21 protein-coding genes are annotated in these 19407 nt (G+C 56.5%); 4 read left to right on the top strand and 17 right to left on the bottom strand.

Going from position 1 to position 19407, the window contains the following annotated elements; genetic code table 11:
• Positions 1 to 80: 80 nt before the first annotated feature.
• A complete protein-coding gene (gene yjdP / locus V5P19_RS22175) occupies positions 81 to 404 on the top strand; it encodes a DDRRRQL repeat protein YjdP (RefSeq protein ID WP_334407591.1) in 324 nt (107 codons plus the stop codon).
• Here yjdP and phnP read toward each other — a convergent pair whose 3' ends face one another.
• From phnP to V5P19_RS22095, 16 genes are all read right to left on the bottom strand, one after another.
• Positions 405 to 1163: a phosphonate metabolism protein PhnP gene (phnP, locus tag V5P19_RS22170; RefSeq protein WP_334407590.1), complete on the bottom strand. Its 759-nt coding sequence runs from the start codon at positions 1161 to 1163 to the stop codon at positions 405 to 407.
• Between the two features lie 9 nt (positions 1164 to 1172).
• Positions 1173 to 1607 (bottom strand): aminoalkylphosphonate N-acetyltransferase, encoded by a 435-nt coding sequence (phnO, locus tag V5P19_RS22165; protein ID WP_334407588.1) that lies wholly within the window; start codon positions 1605 to 1607, stop codon positions 1173 to 1175.
• A complete protein-coding gene (gene phnN, locus V5P19_RS22160) occupies positions 1600 to 2151 on the bottom strand; it encodes a ribose 1,5-bisphosphokinase (RefSeq protein ID WP_334407586.1) in 552 nt (183 codons plus the stop codon). Before phnN ends, phnO begins: the two co-directional genes overlap by 8 nt.
• Positions 2148 to 3284 (bottom strand): alpha-D-ribose 1-methylphosphonate 5-triphosphate diphosphatase, encoded by a 1137-nt coding sequence (gene phnM, locus V5P19_RS22155; protein WP_334407584.1) that lies wholly within the window; start codon positions 3282 to 3284, stop codon positions 2148 to 2150. The genes phnN and phnM overlap by 4 nt, the downstream gene beginning before the upstream one ends.
• The gene (phnL, locus tag V5P19_RS22150; protein ID WP_334407582.1) at positions 3281 to 3961 is read right to left on the bottom strand and encodes a phosphonate C-P lyase system protein PhnL; all 681 of its coding nucleotides are present in this window, start codon (positions 3959 to 3961) and stop codon (positions 3281 to 3283) included. The genes phnM and phnL overlap by 4 nt, the downstream gene beginning before the upstream one ends.
• A gap of 9 nt (positions 3962 to 3970) precedes the next feature.
• Positions 3971 to 4726 carry a phosphonate C-P lyase system protein PhnK gene (gene phnK / locus V5P19_RS22145; RefSeq protein ID WP_334407580.1) on the bottom strand — a complete coding sequence of 252 codons (756 nt, stop codon included), beginning with the start codon at positions 4724 to 4726 and terminating at the stop codon, positions 3971 to 3973.
• Positions 4723 to 5568 (bottom strand): alpha-D-ribose 1-methylphosphonate 5-phosphate C-P-lyase PhnJ, encoded by an 846-nt coding sequence (phnJ, locus tag V5P19_RS22140; RefSeq protein WP_334407578.1) that lies wholly within the window; start codon positions 5566 to 5568, stop codon positions 4723 to 4725. The genes phnK and phnJ overlap by 4 nt, the downstream gene beginning before the upstream one ends.
• Entirely contained in the window at positions 5561 to 6625 is a 1065-nt protein-coding gene (locus tag V5P19_RS22135; RefSeq protein WP_334407576.1) for a carbon-phosphorus lyase complex subunit PhnI, read from the bottom strand. The genes phnJ and V5P19_RS22135 overlap by 8 nt, the downstream gene beginning before the upstream one ends.
• Entirely contained in the window at positions 6625 to 7209 is a 585-nt protein-coding gene (gene phnH / locus V5P19_RS22130) for a phosphonate C-P lyase system protein PhnH (protein WP_334407574.1), read from the bottom strand. The genes V5P19_RS22135 and phnH overlap by 1 nt, the downstream gene beginning before the upstream one ends.
• Complete coding sequence (phnG, locus tag V5P19_RS22125) at positions 7206 to 7658, bottom strand: phosphonate C-P lyase system protein PhnG (RefSeq protein WP_334407572.1); 453 nt, start codon at positions 7656 to 7658, stop codon at positions 7206 to 7208. The genes phnH and phnG overlap by 4 nt, the downstream gene beginning before the upstream one ends.
• Positions 7659 to 8384: a phosphonate metabolism transcriptional regulator PhnF gene (gene phnF / locus V5P19_RS22120; RefSeq protein WP_334407570.1), complete on the bottom strand. Its 726-nt coding sequence runs from the start codon at positions 8382 to 8384 to the stop codon at positions 7659 to 7661. It lies immediately after the preceding gene.
• A gap of 20 nt (positions 8385 to 8404) precedes the next feature.
• Positions 8405 to 9184, bottom strand: a complete 780-nt coding sequence (gene phnE, locus V5P19_RS22115; protein WP_334407568.1) for a phosphonate ABC transporter, permease protein PhnE — start codon at positions 9182 to 9184, stop codon at positions 8405 to 8407.
• A 53-nt stretch (positions 9185 to 9237) separates the two neighbouring features.
• Positions 9238 to 10254, bottom strand: coding sequence for a phosphonate ABC transporter substrate-binding protein (gene phnD, locus V5P19_RS22110; RefSeq protein WP_334407566.1), 1017 nt, complete (start codon positions 10252 to 10254; stop codon positions 9238 to 9240).
• A 23-nt stretch (positions 10255 to 10277) separates the two neighbouring features.
• Positions 10278 to 11066, bottom strand: a complete 789-nt coding sequence (gene phnC, locus V5P19_RS22105; RefSeq protein WP_334407564.1) for a phosphonate ABC transporter ATP-binding protein — start codon at positions 11064 to 11066, stop codon at positions 10278 to 10280.
• Between the two features lie 136 nt (positions 11067 to 11202).
• The gene (gene yjdN, locus V5P19_RS22100; RefSeq protein WP_334407562.1) at positions 11203 to 11637 is read right to left on the bottom strand and encodes a VOC family metalloprotein YjdN; all 435 of its coding nucleotides are present in this window, start codon (positions 11635 to 11637) and stop codon (positions 11203 to 11205) included.
• Between the two features lie 80 nt (positions 11638 to 11717).
• Complete coding sequence (locus tag V5P19_RS22095) at positions 11718 to 12053, bottom strand: zinc ribbon domain-containing protein YjdM (protein ID WP_334407560.1); 336 nt, start codon at positions 12051 to 12053, stop codon at positions 11718 to 11720.
• Positions 12054 to 12648: 595 nt separating this feature from the next.
• Between V5P19_RS22095 and crfC the strand changes: the two genes are divergently transcribed.
• Positions 12649 to 15003: a clamp-binding protein CrfC gene (gene crfC, locus V5P19_RS22090; protein ID WP_334407558.1), complete on the top strand. Its 2355-nt coding sequence runs from the start codon at positions 12649 to 12651 to the stop codon at positions 15001 to 15003.
• The gene (locus V5P19_RS22085; protein WP_334407556.1) at positions 15000 to 15875 is read left to right on the top strand and encodes a diguanylate cyclase regulator RdcB family protein; all 876 of its coding nucleotides are present in this window, start codon (positions 15000 to 15002) and stop codon (positions 15873 to 15875) included. Before crfC ends, V5P19_RS22085 begins: the two co-directional genes overlap by 4 nt.
• Before the next feature lie 61 nt (positions 15876 to 15936).
• Here the strand turns inward: V5P19_RS22085 and kdgT are convergent, their stop codons facing one another.
• Positions 15937 to 16929 carry a 2-keto-3-deoxygluconate transporter gene (gene kdgT / locus V5P19_RS22080; protein WP_334407554.1) on the bottom strand — a complete coding sequence of 331 codons (993 nt, stop codon included), beginning with the start codon at positions 16927 to 16929 and terminating at the stop codon, positions 15937 to 15939.
• A gap of 650 nt (positions 16930 to 17579) precedes the next feature.
• Between kdgT and proP the strand changes: the two genes are divergently transcribed.
• Positions 17580 to 19082 (top strand): glycine betaine/L-proline transporter ProP, encoded by a 1503-nt coding sequence (gene proP / locus V5P19_RS22075; RefSeq protein WP_334407552.1) that lies wholly within the window; start codon positions 17580 to 17582, stop codon positions 19080 to 19082.
• Positions 19083 to 19407 lie beyond the last annotated feature (325 nt).

Raw genomic sequence — 19407 nt, 5'->3', positions numbered from 1 at the left:
AAACAATTTGAGATTCCTCCGCTACCTCTCACGCCTGCCGTTCATTACCGTAAGGCCAGTTCCCCTGCGAGTCTGGCCTTATGAAACGTTACTCTACCGCCCTGTTATGGGGTCTGCTGTCGCTCACCAGCCAACGGGCTCACGCCGATGTGATTGATGACGCTATTGGCAATATTCAGCAGGCCATCAACGATGCCTATAACCCCAGCAGCAGCCGCGGCAGCGATAACGACGACGATCGTTATGACCGCAGCCGTCAAACCGACAGTCGACAATACGATGAGCGTCGCAGGCAGCTTGAGGACAGACGCCAGCGTTTAGACGAGCGTCAGCGCCAGCTTGACGACGACAGGCGCCGCCTGGAAGAGGATGAGCGGCGGTTAGAGGATGATGACGATCGTTAATCAGTCAAGCACCAGCACCATGCCGTCATATCCCGCTTCTATTCCCTCTGGCAGCGGGTTATCCATCATCCACACGTCAAACTGATGGCTGATATGGGTGAGGATTGCTCGTGGACAACCGATCGCCTCGCTTAACGTAACCACCGTATTGAGATCGCAGTGGTTACGCGGCGTTTCGGCGCGCGGCGCGTGGCTGCAGTCGATAACAATCACCTGCGGCGGGTTATGGCGTAAAAACGTCACCGTTTTCTCCGGCAGCCCCGCGGTATCGGAAAGCCATGCCACGCGGCTGTGAGCCGACTCCAGCAGATAGCCAAACGTGAGCTTCGAGTGGTTGAGCGGCAGCGGGGTGACCCGCAGCCCCTGCAGCTCAAACACCACGAACGGCGCTACCGTATGGCTAAAATCTAAAATCCCCGGATGTTTAAACAGGTCGTCACAACCGGCTTCGTCCGGCGGGCCGTACACCGGTATGGTCGCGCCAACGCCCCAGCGCAGGGGGAACAGTCCCTGCACGTGATCCATATGATAATGGGTGAGCAAGAACTGCTGGAAGCTGCCTGCCGGCCAGTCATCCATCAGGTGGGGAATACCGGCATCCAGCAGGGTGACGGCATCGTTGAATTTGACCACCGCGCTGCAGGGGCGACGGCGGAAGTTATCCTGCAAACGCGCCCGACGGCACGCGGCGCAATCGCAGCCAAACACCGGAACCAGCTGGGCACCGCCGGTGCCCGTTAACGTCATCGTCAGACTCATAACGCGCCTTTACAGCAGTTTGGTGAAGCGAAAATGGCTCTGCGTATACCCTTCACGAACGTAAAAACGGTGCGCGTCGGTGCGTTTGATGCTGGTGGAGAGTTCGGTCAGCTCTGCGCCCGCCTGCCGGGCCACCTCTTCTGCCCACGCCAGCAGCTGGCTGCCGACGCTGAGGCCGCGCGTCTGGGGCATCACCACCAGTTCCTGAATCTCGCCAATCCATCGGGCATGATGGAGGTGAAACTGCAAATGCAGGCCAATCATGCCGATCACCTGCCCGTCGCGTTCGGCAAGCTGGTAGTGCATGTTGGGGTCCTGAAGATTAGCCAGATACCCGGCGTGAAACGCCTGATGGTCGAATTCGGCCTGTTTTAACTCGCAAATCAGGGCGTAGACAATTTGTGCATCGGCGGCGGTGGCGGGGCGAAGCGGGCAGTCAGGCATGCTGTTTCTCCTTCTGGCGGATAAGCGATAAAAAGGTATCGACTGACTGTAGCAAACTTCCGTCGTTATTGAGGATAGGGCAGTCCGCCGGGGTATAGCGCGCCGCGCGCGCCAGCCGCTGGTCTATCTCTTTGGCACTTTCGCGTCCGCGGCTTTGCAGTCGATGACGAAGGATATCTGGCGATACCTGCAAACAGACCGGCAGCAGCGCCGCGTTATAGCGCGCACGCGCCTGGGGCAGGTGCGCGCGCGAGCCGTTGACCAGCACGTCAAAACCGGCGTGCAGCCACAGGTCGATCTCGATGCCGATACCGTAATAAAAACCGTTGGCGTGCCAGCTCAGCGCCAGCAGATTTTGCCCGGCGCGGGTGAAAAATTCCTGCTCGCTCAGGGCGATATGATTTTCACTCCCGGCGTTTGCCGCGCGGGTAATGTAGCGATGCGCGACCAACAGCTGAGCATGTTCCCGCTGCCGTAAGGCCGACAGCAGGCTATCCTTGCCGGAGCCTGACGGCCCCATTAACCAGATAAGTCTTCCCATCAAAATACCCGTTTTCCCTGACGCCAGACGTGGTCGATGTGGACGTGCTCGCCCTTGCGGTGTGCCAGCACCAGATCCGCGCGTTTTCCCTCGGCTATCTCACCGCGATCCTGAAGATTGAGCGCGCGGGCCGGGTTTTTCGTTACCAGGCGAATGGCCTGCGGCAAGGTGAAGCTGTTGCCCTCGTCGTCCGCGATCCGGAACGCCGCATCCAGCAGGCTGGCGGGATAGTAGTCGGACGAGAGAATATCCAGCAGGCCGAGCGAGGCGAGCTTGCTTGCCGCCACGTTGCCGGAGTGCGAGCCACCGCGCACGATGTTAGGTGCGCCCATCAGCACGTTCAGGCCGTGTTTGCGCGAGGCGTCGGCGGCTTCAAGCGTGGTGGGAAATTCCGCGATCACGCTGCCAAGCTGATGAGATTCGAGAACATGGTGGTGCGTGGCATCGTCATGACTGGCTAGCGCAATATTGCGATCGCGGCAGAGGGCGGCAATGGCGAGGCGGTTCGGCTGCGACCACCGCGCCGCGAGCGCCAGCTGTTCTTCTTCGTAACGGGCCATCTCCGCATCGTTGAGAGCGTATTTGCCCTGATAGTATTCGCGATACTTTTCGATGTTGGCGAACTGGCGTTGCCCCGGCGAATGGTCCATCAGGGAAACCAGCGAGACCGGCTCACGGCCCACCAGCTTTTCAAACAGCGGCAGGGTGGTGTGGTGCGGCAGTTCGCAGCGCAGGTGCAGACGGTGCTCGGCACGGTTAAGGCCGCGTGTTTGCGTCTCTTCCACGGCGTTGATCATCTTCTCCAGATTCTCCAGCCGATCGCCGCCGTCGCGCACGTCGCCAATCGCCACCGCATCCAGCACGGTAGTGATGCCGCTGGCGACCATCAGTGCGTCGTGGCTGCTCATGGCCGAATGGGCAGGCCAGTCCACCTTCGGGCGGGGGGTGAAGAATTTGTCCAGATTATCGGTATGCAGTTCAATCAGCCCCGGCAACAGCCAGCCGCCTTCACCGTCCATCGCTTCAGGGGTACGGCTCGGGGTTTCGGCAAACGCGCGGATCGTTCCGTCCTGGATCTCAATTGAGCCGCCCACCACTTCATTGTCCAGCACCAGCTTCACGTTGTTGATAATCATGCGCTTGTTCCCATCGGGTGCAACCTGTCCGCGACGCGGGCGCGCACGGTGTCGTCGTGGAAGATCCCCACGATCGCCGCGCCGCGCGCCTTGGCCTGTTCGATCAGCTCGACCACGGCGGCGCTGTTTTTGCTGTCCAGCGAGGCGGTGGGTTCATCGAGAAGTAAAATCGGGTAGTCGACGATAAAGCCGCGGGCGATATTGACGCGCTGCTGTTCGCCGCCGGAAAAGGTTGACGGGGCGAGATGCCACAGACGCTCCGGCACGTTGAGGCGCATCAGCAGGCTGGCGGCTTTGGCAGCGCAGGCGTCACGCGGAACGCCGAGCTCCAGCAGGGGCTGCATGACCACATCCAGGGCTGAGATCCTGGGGATCACCCGTAAAAACTGGCTGACCCAGCCGATCGTCGAGCGGCGTACGTCCAGCACTTTACGCGCAGGCGCCTGCACCAGATCGACCCATTCATCGTTATGGCGAACGTGGATGTGGCCCTCGTCAGGCAGATAGTTGGCGTACAGGGCGCGCAGCAGGGTGGATTTCCCGCTGCCGGAGTGGCCGTGCAGCACCACGCACTCGCCTTTGCTGACCTGCAATGAGGCATTCTGCAGCACCGGCAGGCGCACGCCGTTTTGCTGGTGGAGCACAAAGGTTTTACTCACGTTTTCTACGCGGATCATGATGGCCTCCTAGTTCTGCAAAACTGACGACACCAGCAGCTGGGTGTACGGATGATGAGGATCGTCCAGCACGCGGTCGGTTAGCCCACTTTCCACCACCTGGCCCTGTTTCATCACCAGCAGACGGTCCGCCAGCAGGCGGGCAACGCCTAGATCGTGGGTGACAATCACCACAGCCAGGTTCAGCTCCACCACCAGGCCGCGCAGCAGGTCGAGCAGCCGCGCCTGAACGGAGACGTCCAGCCCGCCGGTGGGTTCATCCATAAACACCAGCTTCGGATGCGTGACCAGGTTGCGGGCGATTTGCAGGCGCTGCTGCATGCCGCCAGAGAAGGTGATGGGCAGGTCGTCAATGCGTGACGCCGGGATTTCAACATCGTTCAGCCAGCGCTCGGCGGTGTCGCGGATGTTGCCGTAGTGGCGCGCGCCGGTGGCCATCAGCCGCTCGCCGATATTGCCCCCCGCCGATACCTGGCGACGCAGGCCGTCCATCGGGTGCTGATGCACCACGCCCCACTCGGTGCGCAGCAGGCGGCGGCGCTCGCCTTCGCTCATGCCGTACAGCGACTGCCCCTCATATAAAATGTCGCCACTCTGCGGCGTGAGGCGCGCAGAAATGGACTTCAGCAGGGTGGTTTTGCCCGAGCCGGATTCACCGACAATCCCCAGTACTTCGCCCGGCCACAGCTCGAACGACACGTCGCTGAAGCCTTTGCCCGGCGCGTACAGGTGGGTCAGGTTGTTAACCGAAAGCAGCGGTTTCATGGGCGGTTTGCCTCGCTCTGTTGGCGGCAGTAATCGGTGTCGGAGCAGACAAACATGCGTTTGCCCGTGTCATCCAGTACCACTTCGTCCAGATAGCTGTGCTGAGAACCGCAGATGGCGCACGGCTCATCCCACTCCTGCACCGTAAACGGGTGGTCATCAAAATCGAGGCTCTCGACGCGGGTGTAGGGCGGGACGGCGTAAATACGTTTTTCGCGTCCGGCACCAAACAGCTGCAGGGCGGGCATCATGTCCATTTTGGGGTTATCAAATTTCGGGATCGGCGACGGATCCATCACGTAGCGCCCGTTGACCTTCACCGGGTAGGCGTAGGTGGTGGCGATATGGCCGAATCGGGCGATGTCTTCATACAGCTTCACCTGCATGACGCCGTACTCTTCCAGGGCGTGCAGGGTGCGGGTCTCCGTTTCGCGCGGCTCAATAAAGCGCAGCGGTTCCGGAATAGGGACCTGGAAAATCAAAATCTGATCGTCGGTTAGCGGGGTTTCGGGAATGCGGTGGCGGGTCTGGATCAGCGTCGCGTCTTCTGTTTTTTCGGTGGTATTCACCCCCGTAACGCGTTTGAAGAAGTTGCGAATCGACACGGCGTTGGTTGTGTCGTCCGCCCCCTGGTCGATCACCTTCAGCACGTCCGCTTCGCCGATCACGCTGGCCGTGAGCTGAATTCCGCCCGTGCCCCAGCCGTAGGGCATCGGCATTTCGCGGCCGCCGAACGGGACCTGATAGCCGGGAATGGCCACCGCTTTTAAAATCGCGCGGCGGATCATGCGTTTGGTTTGTTCATCCAGATAGGCAAAGTTGTAGCCGCTTAAGTTAGCCATTGGCGCGCTCCCGTTGCAGGCGTTTCAGCAGTTCCAGTTCGGCCTGGAAATCCACGTAGTGCGGGAGCTTGAGGTGCGAGACAAAGCCCGCGGCTTCTACGTTATCCGCGTGGGCCAGCACGAACTCTTCATCCTGCGCCGGGCCGGAAATGTGCTCACCGTAGTTCGGGGCCTGCAGGGCGCGGTCAACCAGCGCCATCGCCATGGCCTTACGCTCGCTCATGCCGAACACCAATCCGTAACCTCGGGTGAAGTGCGGGGCGTCCTCTTCTGGCGCGACAAAACCGTTCACCATTTCACATTCGGTGATCAGCAGTTCGCCGACGTTCACCGCAAAACCCAGCTCCTCGGGCACGATTTCAATGTCGATATAGCCGCTGCGAATTTCTGCCGCAAACGGGTGATTGCGTCCGTAACCCCGCTGCGTGGAGTAGGCCAGCGCCAGTAAATACCCTTCGTCGCCGCGCATCAGCTGCTGAAGGCGTGACGAGCGTGAACAGGGGTAGACCGGCGGCGTGCGGGTGATGTCATCGGGTTGCGCGCCTGAATCTTCTTCTGCCTTTGCCAGGCCTTGTTTAGCCAGCAGGCTGAAAACGTGCGGGGAGGATTCGGGGTCAGCATCAGCGGTGCCGATCGTCGGCACTTCGCCGTTCGCCAGCAGGGTGAAGTCCAGCAGGCGGTGGGTGTAATCGTAGGTTGGACCAAGCAGCTGGCCGCCGGGGATATCTTTGTAAACGGCTGAAATGCGGCGTTCCAGGCGCATCTCCGCGGTATCGATCGGCTCGCTCACCGCCAGTTTTGCCAGCGTGGTGCGATAGGCGCGGAGCAGGAAGATAGCTTCGACGCTGTCGCCGCTGGCCTGCTTCAACGCCAGCGCGGCCAGCTCGCGGTCGGCGACGCCGCCTTCGGTCATCACCCGGTCGACGGCCAGATTAAGCTGTTGGTCTATCTGGGCAACGCTCAGTTCGGGACGCTGGCCATCGCCCCGTCGTCTGTGCGCCTGCAGCCTGTGTGCGGCGGCGATCGCCTTCTCGCCTCCTTTGACGGCAACGTACATCAGCACACCTCCACGTGGGTGGTCCGCGGGATCGCCAGCAGACGTTCGCCACAGGTCAGAATCAGATCGATACCGAGCGGGAACGGGTGCGGACGCTCGGTCAGTTCGTGAATGATGCATTCCGGCAGCTGGGGCGCGACCATGCGTTCATCGGCAATGCCTGCTCCTGTCAGGCGCAGCATGCGACCGCCGCTCAGGCTGGAGACCTGCAAAATCAGCGTGGCGCTGGCTTCCGGCGCCACGGCGCTGCCTTCACTGAGGGCATTCAGCTGCGCGTGGCCGATCTGCTCGTCAGCGACGGCAAAGAGTGCCTGCTGGGGGTGTTCAACCAGCGGTGCATTGGTGTGAAAGCGCAGGTTCTGGCTGGCAATGTCGTTCGACAGCGCGCCTGAGAGCCATACCGGCGTGTCGTTGTCGGCAAGGGTCAGCAGCACGCTGGTTGTCGCCAGATTCAGCGGCAGCCAGCCCTGCGAGAGCTGATGTAAAGAGACAATCACGCCGGGCTCGCTCATGGCTTTCAGCAGGCGACGAAAACTCTGTTGGGCATCCTGGACGGCCAGGGTAAAAGCAGGTTGAAGCGTCATGCGTTGTCTCCGCGAACGAGCGTAAAGAAGTCGACCCGGCTGGCGTTCACTTCGGCCTGACGCGCGGCAATGCGTGCGGCGCGGTCGGCTTCCAGCGGGGCAATAAGGGTTTCCATTAACGTCTGGAAATGAAGAGGTTCCTGTAACAGGGCGTCGATGACCGCGCAGCGTTCGGCGTGCTGCTTATCGCGACCGAGCACGTAGCTGTAGCCGATCGTGCCGCTGGTGAGGCGGACCACGGCGCGGGTGAGGGTGGCATCCCCGGCGAAGAAACGCTCGCCGGTGCCGCCCATGCGCGCCTGGATCTGTACCAGGCCAACTTCCGGCGCGCGGATAGCGTCGTAGTCTGGCGCCAGGCTGAGCGCGTTCATGCGATCGCTCAGCGCAGCAGGCTGGCTGTAAGCAAGCACGCTCATCCAGCGCTGGCGGGTGAAGGTGTCGAAATGCATTCAGTGCTCCATGGTGAATTCAATCATGTCAGCGCGGGTCAGGCTGACGGAGTATTCCGTCGCGTTGATCTCGCCGTCACGGTGGTTGAGGGTGCGCACGCAGAGCAGCGGGGCCATGTTGGGAATTTCCAGCACGTTGCTCTCTTTGGCCTGCGCGCGGCGGGCGCTGATGCGGGTCTGGGTGCGCCTGAGCGCTACGCCTGTGGCTTCAAACAGGAAGTCATGCAGCGAGCCGCTGGAGAAGTGTTGCAGCACCGGCCACAGGCTGAGATCGGCGAAATAGTGGTCGATCTGGCAAACCGCCACCCCGTTGACCCGGCGCAGGGTGCGCAGGTGGACAACATTGTCGCCTTCCTGAATGCCTAGCGCGTCCGCCACGTGGCTGGAGGCCGGGCGTAATACCGACAGCAATTTTTCGCTGGTGGGGTGACTACCCTGGTCCAGCAGGTTCTGGCTAAAGCGCGCCTGCGCGTTGAGCGGGTAGTCGAAGGGGCGCATCAGCACCAGCACGCCGACGCCTTGACGACGCTGCACCCAACCGCGCTCGACCAGCTGATCGATGGCACGACGCAGGGTATGGCGGTTCACTTCATAACGGTCGGCAAGCTGTTGTTCGGCGGGAAGATAGTCTCCGCAGCGGTAGTGCGTGCGCAGCTCCACTTCGAGCTTTGCCGCGATTTCTTGCCAGCGGGTAGGGTAACTGGTCGGATGTCTGGATAAGTGCATATAAATCAAAGCCTCGCTTCTCAGATGAAGTGCTTACGCAAACGTTGAGAGAGGAAATCCAGCAGGCTGACGGTGATGATAATCATCACCATCAGGGCGCAGGTTTGCTGGAACTGGAAACCGCGAATCGCTTCCCACAGCGTGACGCCAATCCCGCCTGCACCCACCATGCCCACCACGGTGGCGGAACGGACGTTGGACTCAAAGCGGTAAAGGGAGTAGGAGATCAGTAGCGGCATGACCTGTGGCAGTACGCCGTAAAGAATTTCTTCAATTTTGTTGGCACCGGTCGCGCGAATACCTTCGACCGGGCCGGGCTCAATGGCTTCAACCGCTTCTGACAGGAGCTTGGAGAGAACGCCGGTAGTGTGAATGAACAGCGCCATCACGCCCGCAAAAGGGCCCAGACCCACAGCCACCACAAACAACATCGCGAAGACCATTTCGTTGATGGCGCGGCAGGCGTCCATCAGACGACGCACCGGCTGATAAATCCACCATGGGACGATGTTATCGGCGCTCATCAAGCCAAACGGAATGGAGATAACGACGGCAAGCGCGGTGCCCCAGACGGCGATTTGCAGGGTGGTCGCCATCTCGCCAAGGTAGTCCTGCCACTGGCTGAAGTCCGGCGGGAAGAAGTCCGCAGCGAAGGCTGCCATGTTGCCAGAGTCTTTGACGAGCAGCAGCGGATCCATTTCCGCGCCCTTCCAGGAGATAACCAGTACCGCCAGCAGGATGGCCCAGCTGATGAGCGAGAACCAGCTGCGCTTTGGCGGTGGTAGGGTGATGGTGTGCATGTTGGCTCCTTTGGGTTTAGCCCCCTCTCCCTTGAGGGTGAGGGGGAAAAGCATTACTGCACCGCTTTATTCACGCTGGTCATGGCGCTCAGCGCCGCGGTCAGACGGTCGAGGTCTTCCAGCTGCGCCTTGATCTCAGAGACTTTGCTGGTTTTCTCTTCTTCCTTGAGGCCTTTGTTGTCCTGCACGGCCTGCATCTGTTTAAACAGCGCCAGCTGGCGGATCGGGACCAGCTGTAGGTCGCTTGAGGCGCGGAACGGCGCCCAGCCGAGGCGTTCCAGAACCGCTTTCTCTTCCGGCGTTTTGCCGTAGTTCATAAAGAAGTCGTACACCTTGTCCTTGGTGCTTTCAGACAGGTTTTTACGCCACACAATCGGGTCGCCGGGGATCAGCGGTGATTTCCAGATAACCTTCAGCTCTTTCAGCTTGTCCGGCGCGGAGGTCTTCAGCTTGTCGAGGTTTTCGGTGTTGTTGGTGGCGACATCCACCTGCTTGTTCGCGACGGCCAGCGCGTTGGTTTCATGGCTGGCGTTCACCGTGCGTTTGAAGTCGCTGGCGGAGGCGTTGTTTTTTGCGAAGACGTAGTAGCCAGGGACAAGGTAACCAGAGGTGGAGTTTGGATCGCCGTTGCCAAAGGTCAGTTCTTTGCGTTTGGCAAGCATGTCATTGAGGGTGTTGATCGGGCTGTCTTTGTTCACGATCAGTACGCTCCAGTAGCCCGGAGAGCCATCTGCCGCGACGGTCTGGGCAAAGACCTGGCCGTTCGCGCGGTCCACCGCTTCCATGGCGGAGAGGTTGCCGTACCAGGCGATATCCACTTTATTAAAGCGCATCCCCTGGATGATGCCCGCGTAGTCCGGGGCGAAGAAGGCGTTCACCTTGATCCCCAGTTTGGTTTCCATATCTTTCAGGAACGGTTCCCACTGAGGTTTCAGGTTCTGCTGTGATTCTGTCGAAATAATGCCAAAGTTCAGCGCGTTCTCCTGCTCCTCGGCGTAGGCCGGGCTGAGCAGAGTGCTGATGCTAAACATGCTGGTGAAAGCCAGCGCGGCAACCGTTTTATAGCTCATTTCCATTCCTCGTTGTGGGGCCGTTAAGCAGCCTGCGCGTTCTCTTCAACGCGACTGATGCTGCGATAGAGATGGTCAAAACGTTCGTTATCAAACTGCTGGCTTGCGCCATCGAAGAACACATCCCCTTGGCGCAGCGCGACGATACGCTCGCAGTAGCGCAGGGCGTAATCCACCTGATGCAGCGTCACCACCACGGTGATGCCGTCGTTCTGATTGATGTCGCTCAGGGTTTCCATCACGATGCGGGCCGATTCTGGATCCAGCGAGGCAATGGGTTCATCGGCAAGGATGATTTTGGCTTTCTGCATCAGGGCGCGGGCGATGGCGACGCGCTGTTGTTGTCCACCGGACAGGGTGGACACGCGCTGGTGGGCGAAGTGGGTCATGCCGACGCGGGTCAGCGCCTGAAGCGCTTCTTGCTTCTGGGAAGGAGAGAACCAGCGCAGGCAGGTGCGCCAGAATGGAGTACTGCCAAGCGCACCAATCAGTACGTTTTCCAGCACCGTCAGGCGATTCACTAGATTGAACTGCTGGAAGATGTAGCCCGTCCTGGCGCGGCTTTTGTGGATATCGCGCGCCAGTCGACCCGCGCGCTGCACGGTATTCCCCAGCAGCTCAACGTGACTTTCCGGCGTTTTATCGCAGGTAATGAGGCCGCTTAAATGGCGCAGAAGGGTGGATTTACCGGAACCGGATGGCCCCAGCAGCGCCACCATCTCGCCCTGCTGGACGGTCAGATCAACGGCATGCAGAGCCTTGTTGTGATGAAAGGTCTTGCTCAGTTTCTCGACGCGGATGACGGTTTGCATATGCTGGGCCTCACGATAAATGTGGCCTCATGCTGGCGTATCAATGTGACATTTGGGTTAAGTGCAGATTGCGGGGAGTTTAAGAGTTAAGTGGAGTTTGATGACAGGCGGAGGCAGACTGCCCACCGCCAGGTATTCACTGCTGTTTTAGGACGTTTATCATCCATGGGACGCCGTATTTGTCGGTGACTTTACCGAATCCGTGCGCCCAGAAGGTCTCCTGCCAGGCCATTTCAACGGTGCCGCCAGCGGCAAGGTTGTCGAACCAGCGTTTACCTTCTGCTACGTCCTGGGTATCCAAAACGAGCGTAAACCCAGCGTAGTGGGCGGTGCTGCCAGGGGGCTGTCCATCGCTCATCATGATATCGCTGCCGGCGATGCGAACGTTTGAATGCGCGATCGCGGAATCCGGGAACGGCATGCCGGACGGGCAGCCTTCTTCGCTGTTATCGTCTTTGGGCATTTCGCCGAAGGTGATTTTATAGAGGAGTTCAGCGCCGACGGCCTGCTGATAAAAGGCACTTGCCTCCGCACAGTTGCCGGCGAAAGAGATGTAGGGACTTAACGCCATAATCTTTACCTCAGGTAAGAGTAGCTCGTTAAGTGTAGTTCCAGCATGCCCGGTAAGCGAAGCGCCACCGGGCAGGTCAATCAGTTCTTTTTCACGAATTCAGATTTCAGTTTCATTGGACCGAAGCCGTCAATTTTGCAATCAATATTATGATCGCCTTCAACCAGACGGATATTCTTCACTTTGGTGCCAATTTTCAGCATTGAAGAGCTGCCTTTTACCTTCAGATCTTTTACCACGGTGACGTTGTCGCCATCTGCCAGCAGATTACCGTTAGCATCTTTTACTACCAGCGCATCATTGTCTTGCGATGGCTCGGCGTCATTCCATTCGTGGGCGCATTCCGGGCAGATGAACATGCCATTATCTTCATAAGTGTATTCAGAATTGCATTTCGGGCAGTGTGGCAGTGTCATGGGTATCCTCAATAAGTGCTTTACTCGCTGGAAAGTGCCAGCTAAATGACGGCAGAGTGCCGAAAAAGGCGTAAAGTATAGCGCAAATCCCCACTGTTGTCGGTGCTATTGTTTAATAAAAAAGTATGGGAAGTGTGTTGCGAGTGACACTTTCTGTCAGTCAACCAGGCGATGCTTACGCCATTAACAGAGTGGAAAGAGTTGACGCTAAATATATCGATTATTTTATTGCAGCAAATTGCCACGTTCCTTCATTTCGGATAAGGTGAAGCGAATCATTGTTATTAATCCGCGCTCTTCAGCGTCATAGATATCTTATGGCGGCGGCGAATTACCTCTCTTTTTAGGTGGGTAAATAATGATGATATATCCTGAAGTTTCCTGAAATTGGGCTACGCTTTTTATCTTTTGGCTATTGAGCCAGAAGGGAAGCCTTACACGCAATGCAAGGATAACGAGATATTTCTGATAATCATCAATCAGTTATATTAGATGAACATGTTTTCCACACGTGATCAAATAAGCCGAAACTAAATAATTAAAACCCGGTGGCTTAATAAAAGTAATAAATTTGCGTTAAGGAAAGGCTTTTATCATGCACACACAGACCATTTTTGAATTAAGCCAGGAAGCAGAGCGTTTGCTGCAACTTGCCCTGCAAAATCTTGATACGTTGAAATCAATGCCGATAGCGATGCTGGACAGCACGGCCGCCGCCATTACGGGTGAAAAGAATAACGTTCTACCTTTGCATTTTAGTTCACGCGGCGTCGACGCTCAGAAAGCGATGCTGAATAATGAATTACGGAAAATAACCCGCCTGGAAATGGTTCTGGCTATTGTGGGCACCATGAAGGCCGGGAAATCAACGACCATAAATGCCATTGTCGGCACCGAAGTGTTGCCAAACCGCAACCGCCCCATGACGGCGCTCCCGACGCTTATCCGTCATACGCCGGGGCAAAAGGAACCGGTACTCCATTTCTCGCATGTCTCCCCCATTGATGACTTGATCCTGCTGTTGCAGAAGAAGCTCTGCGATGATGACCGTGGAAAGCTGGCGCAGCGTCTCGAAATTGATAAAGACATGATTACGCTGCTGGAGAGAATTGAGAAAGGTGAAGCGTTTGAAAAACATCACCTGGGCGCACAGCCGATTTTCCACTGTCTGAAAAGCCTGAACGATCTGGTGAGGTTATCTCTGGCGCTGGAGGTCGAGTTTCCGTTCTCAGAGTATGCGGCAATCGAAAATATCCCGGTCATTGAGGTCGAATTTGTTCATCTCGCCGGTCTGGATGCGCATCTTGGGCAACTGACATTACTCGATACCCCAGGGCCGAACGAAGCCGGCCAGCCGCATCTGCAAAAAATGCTTACCGATCAGCTGGCACGTGCATCGGCGGTGCTGGCGGTGATGGATTACACCCAGCTCAAGTCCATTTCGGACGAGGAAGTCCGTCAGGCGATTTCGGTTGCGGGAAAATCCATACCTTTATATGCGCTGGTGAATAAATTCGATCAGAAAGACCGTAACAGCGACGATGAAGAGCAGGTCAAGGCGATGATTTCCGGCACGCTCATGAAGGGCAATATTTCGCCGGGGCAGATTTACCCCGTTTCGTCGATGTGGGCTTATCTGGCAAACCGCGCCCGGTATGAGATGACCACCCATGGACGGTTACCGGATCACCAGGAGCAGCGTTGGGTTCAGGATTTTGCCGAAGCTGCGCTGGGACGTCGCTGGCGGACGGCGGATTTGGACGATATCGACCATATTCGTCATGCGGCTGATTTACTCTGGGAAGACTCGCTGTTCGAACAACCGATTCGCAAGCTGATTTACGCCGCCTATGCCAATGCATCGTTATTCGCGCTGCGTTCGGCGTCGCACAAGCTGCTGAACTACGCACAAAATGCCAGGGAGTATCTTGATTTTCGCTATCAGGGGCTGACGGTCGCCTTTGAGGCGCTCGAACTGAATATTTTGCGCCTTGAAGAGGACATGGCGCTTTTGCAAACGCGCCAGTGTGTGGTCAGTGATGAAGTGAAGCATGAAGTTGAGGAAGCGCTTAACGCAACCGATGAATTTATGGCGCAGCAGAAAGGCGCGTTGCAGCAGGCGATTAGCCATGTCTTTAGCCGCAACAATATTCTTGATTTGGCGGGGATCGCGCCGCTGAATCTTCACTCATCCGAGCCAGAAGCCTATCGACAGCTGGTGCTCGATGATGAGGGGCAGGCTCAGATTGTGCTGAGTAAAATTTGCGCTTCCTGCGAACAGATCATGCTGGATGCGCAGAAGAAAATTAGCCGCGAGCTGGCGCTACGTTTTGATCAGCTGGAGTCTACGCTGGCGCGCTCGTTGAATGAGGCGATGCGGCCGATTGAAACGCGCATTAAAGAGCAGCTTAGTCATGCCGGTTTTCGGGCGAGGATAAGTTTCCCGGCATTTCAGGCCAACCAGCTTAACGTTAATACGCGAGCGTTATTTAACGATGCTATCGAGATGGATAATCGCCAGACGGGTCAACAGCCGGGCGCGGGCAGCATGCGAGAAACCGTTGCACGCTGGCTGAATAATCCGGGCTGGGGCTGGGAAGATTACGTGGAGACACGGACCCGATATGTTATCGACGTCGCTCAGCTGCATGACAAATTTAAGCAACATATCGATCAGTTTTGTGAACAAATCCGTAAAGCTTTGGCCGCGCAGGTCGATGTCTCTGTTACGGCGGGTATGGCAACCTTTTTTGCAGAGTTTTCGCTATGCCTGACCGGGTTACAGGAAAGCTTGCGTGATAGCCTCGCAGTGCGGCAGCAAAATGAGCATTCGACCCGCGCGCTCAGCCAGCTGTTGAAGCAAAGTATCACGACTGCGACGTGGATTCAGGAAGATACCCGACTGTTACGCGATGACATTCAAACCCTATTCGCAGCAGAGCAACCATGATAACACCTATTCTGGACGGTCCCGGGCGGACGCTGGAGTGTATCCATCCTAAATTTATGGTCGATCTTGTTCAGGGAGTGGACGCGACGCGTCATTCCCACCAGGGTCCGCAACAGCTGCAATTTCGTGAGCGTTTGACGCAGGAGGTCATGTCGCACACCCGGCTACGGCCCTGGGCGATGGCGGGAATGCTCAACGAAAATGCGGCGCTGCGCCTGGGGCTGGCGGAAAAGCTGGCCAGTATGCTTGACCCGGGCCATCTTGCATTGACCTCAATGGCCGCTAAGCTGGTTGCGCTACGTCAGCAGACGCATCCGCGAGTTCAGCCCTCACCGGGCCTGGTTGAGCAGTACGCCGAGCTCTCTTCTCACTTCAGCCAGCGTGCGGAATATAAAGAAAAAGCGCTGACCCAGCGCGGCCTGACGGTCCAGGCGGGCGAGCACAGTGAACAGATTTTTACCCGCTGGCGGGCGGGGCATTATGATGGCTGGTCGCTGGCCGGGCGCTGTTACGTTGTGCTGGAAGAGCTGCGCTGGGGGGCATTCGGTGATGCGTGCCGTCTGGCGAATGATGATGTGGCGGCAATGCTCAAAGATAACCTGCGCAGCATGGCGGCTAACTATCTTGCGCAGGGGATAAATGCGTCTCCCTCCACTCGACATTTCTATCACCAATGGCTGACAACGCCGGCTGCGTCGGGATTGATGGATCATAAAGATATGCTTGGCTGGCTGGGCGACTGGTGTCAGGCAGATAAACATCCGCTGAGTTGGTCAGTGACGCAAAACTGGCAGACTGTTGCGCTGGGTATGCCGAGGCTCTGTTCGGCAAAGCGGCTGGTGGATGGGATGGTTGAAGAGATTTTTGGTTGACCACTCGGGCCTCATCCTAAGCCTCTCCCCGTTGGGGAGAGGTACAGTCAGGTGTCGGGAGTTAGTGATGCATTTCGACAGGTTTTGATGCTGGCTGGGCTTCAGGAGCTTGGCCAAAGCGTTTGGCATAGAGCGCGGTGATGATGGGCACCAGAATTGCCGTCACGATGACGCTTGCGGCTACCAGCGCCGTGGCTGATGCCGCGACAGGTTCGAAGGCTGGGTTAATCTGAGCAATGATCACCGGGTTTGCTACGGCAGCACCTGCGGCTGATGAGGCGGCTACCCCCGCCGTTCCGTTTCCTCCCCCAATGACGCGGTCGGCAATAATCAGCGGAATGCCTGTGATGACGATGACCGCAACGCCCAGCACAATGCCCAGCAGTCCGGTATCGAGGATGACGTTCAGGTTGATGGTGTTACCCAGCGCGAAGCCGAAGAACGGGATCAGTACCGGCGTGGCTTTGCTGAAGAAATCGCGCAGATCGTGGTCCAGGTTGCCCAAGGCAAAACCAATCAGGAACGGCAGGATCGCGCCGACAAAGTGGTGTGGCTCAAAAGAGGCTAAGCCGGCGGAACCCAGGATCAGCATCGTCATTAGCGGGCCAGATTCCAAAGACATGAGTACGAAGGCCCCAGACTCTTCTTTGGTACCATACTGGTTCATCAGGCTGGCATACAGACCGCCGTTGGTCATGTCCATTGCTGAAACTATCGCCAGAACGGATAATCCTGCAAAGAATCCGGTCTGAATTCCGTTCTCCGGAATGAACATCGCACAGACCATAGCCACAATCCAGGCGACGGCAATTTTGGTGACAACTAGCGTGCCGGATTTACGTAATACCGTTCCCGTGGCTCGCAAATTAATTGACGCACCAATACAAAAGAACCATACCGCAAGGATAGGTACCGTCCCGGTAATCATCCCTTTTGTAAAACCACCAAAATATGCCCCCGTGTTGGGCGCTAGCGTATTCAGGATGGCACCTAATACCAGGGGAACCAGCATCATCCCACCGGGGATACGTTCTATCGTGGCTTTAATCTTCATGTACAACCCTCACATCTTAACCCGCACGGCAGGCGGAGTGTGCTAAAAAATAAATCAATAGATTCAATGAATTGACTGAGATTTAACGCAGTTAATTCGTTATCCATGCAATAAAATTAAATGCGTGATTCCGATTAAATGTTTCCTGGAAGCACGTAAGACGTTGTGTTCGGATTTATCATGCGATCATTGGAATGGTGATTCAATGAAAATAAAACAGTGTTTTGGTTATCTTCGTCACATATTTAATGTAAACATCTTGGCGGGTGCTTGGTAATTAAAATTTATGTAAATCCGGTGTGAAGGAATGTGATTTGTTTTTTGTTAAGTCTGAAATAATAACGGGCGTGAGGACAGGGATAGCAGGCACTATAGGAAAGGGCTTATTTGTGGGGGACTGACAAATCTTTAAGCTCTCTGACGAACCGCCAATATAGGTGTGAAGTTGATCACATATATAAACGCTGGTAGGGTAAAAAGGTCATTAACTGCCCAGACAGGCGTCAACAGGTTCGGTTGTATCGGTGTGAAACGTCAATGTAAGTAAACCTGCTACGCTTGAATAAGGTGATTCGCATGGAGCGGATCCCAGGTTCACAGATCGCGAATGGGACTGTGAAACGGACAGGGCTGAGTCTACGAGGAAAGCTATGCTTAGAAGGAAAAAGGTTAAACCCATCACGCTTCGCGACGTCACTATTATTGATGACGCAAAACTGCGTAAAGCGATCACCGCAGCCTCGCTCGGTAATGCGATGGAATGGTTCGATTTTGGCGTCTATGGCTTTGTTGCCTACGCATTAGGTAAAGTGTTTTTCCCCGGTGCTGACCCAAGTTTGCAGATGATTGCTGCACTGGGTACTTTCTCGGTTCCCTTCCTGATCCGCCCATTGGGTGGTCTGTTCTTCGGCGCGCTCGGCGATAAATACGGTCGTCAGAAAATCCTTGCCATAACCATTGTTATCATGTCGATCAGTACCTTCTGTATCGGCTTGATACCGTCCTATGCCACCATCGGCATCTGGGCACCTATTCTGCTGCTGCTCTGTAAGATGGCACAGGGCTTCTCCGTTGGCGGTGAATATACCGGTGCCTCGATTTTTGTCGCCGAGTATTCCCCGGACCGTAAACGCGGATTTATGGGAAGCTGGCTGGACTTTGGTTCGATTGCCGGATTCGTGCTGGGTGCGGGCGTGGTGGTTCTGATTTCGACCGTAGTCGGTGAAGAGAACTTCCTTGAATGGGGCTGGCGTATTCCATTCTTCCTGGCGCTGCCGCTGGGTGTGATTGGTTTGTATCTGCGTCATGCTCTGGAAGAGACTCCTGCGTTCCAGCAGCACGTTGAAAAACTGGAGCAGGGCGATCGTGAAGGGCTGCAGGAAGGCCCGAAAGTGTCGTTCAAAGACATTGCGACCAAACACTGGCGCAGCCTGCTGACCTGTATTGGTCTGGTGATTTCCACCAACGTGACCTATTACATGCTGTTGACCTATATGCCGAGCTATCTGTCGCACAACCTGCACTACTCGGAAGATCACGGGGTCCTGATTATTATCGCCATCATGGTGGGTATGCTCTTTGTGCAGCCAATCATGGGCCTGTTGAGTGACCGCTTTGGTCGCCGACCGTTCATCATTCTGGGCAGCGTGGCGTTGTTTGCGCTGGCAATCCCGGCCTTTATTCTGATTAACAGTAATGTGCTGGGGCTGATTTTTGCCGGCCTGCTGATGCTGGCGGTGATCCTGAACTGCTTTATTGGGGTAATGGCTTCTACGCTGCCTGCGATGTTCCCGACGCATATTCGCTACAGTGCGCTGGCAGCGGCCTTTAATATCTCTGTTCTGATTGCGGGTTTGACGCCGACGATTGCCGCCTCGCTGGTGGAGAGCACGCAGAACCTGATGATGCCTGCTTATTACCTGATGGTGATTGCGGTGGTGGGTCTCGCGACTGGCCTTACAATGAAGGAGACGGCGAACCGTCCTCTGAAAGGGGCGACGCCTGCGGCATCCGATCTTCAGGAAGCGAAAGAGATTCTTCGCGAGCACTACGATAACGTAGAGCAGAAGATTGAAGATATAGATGTAGAGATTGAAGAGCTACAGAAAAAACGCTCCCGTCTGGTGGATCAACATCCCCGCATTAATGAGTAATCACAAAACCCGCCTCTGGCGGGTTTTCTTTTATATGAGTGTTGATATAGGTCGTGACAATGAATTTGCTATGGCCCGACCCGATGGCATGACGTACGCCATAGCGGAAAAATCCTGTTCGTAACCCCGCTCCCTGGATGAAATGTGGATAAGTCTGTGCGTAAAGGGGTATAAGGCGGGGTTTTGCTGTGGAATGCAGCAGTCAGTCATTTTTCTGTCATTTAGCGGTTGCGGCCTGCTGAGAACTCCCTATAATGCGCCTCCATCGACACGGCAGATGTGAATCACTTCACAAACAACCCGGTCGGTTGAAGAGAAAAAATCC

It is taken from the genome of Enterobacter sp. UNJFSC 003 (assembly GCF_036903355.1).
Classification (GTDB): domain Bacteria; phylum Pseudomonadota; class Gammaproteobacteria; order Enterobacterales; family Enterobacteriaceae; genus Enterobacter.
The sequence above is the reverse complement of the archived record's forward strand: the minus strand, read 5'-3'. Positions and strand labels throughout refer to the sequence as shown.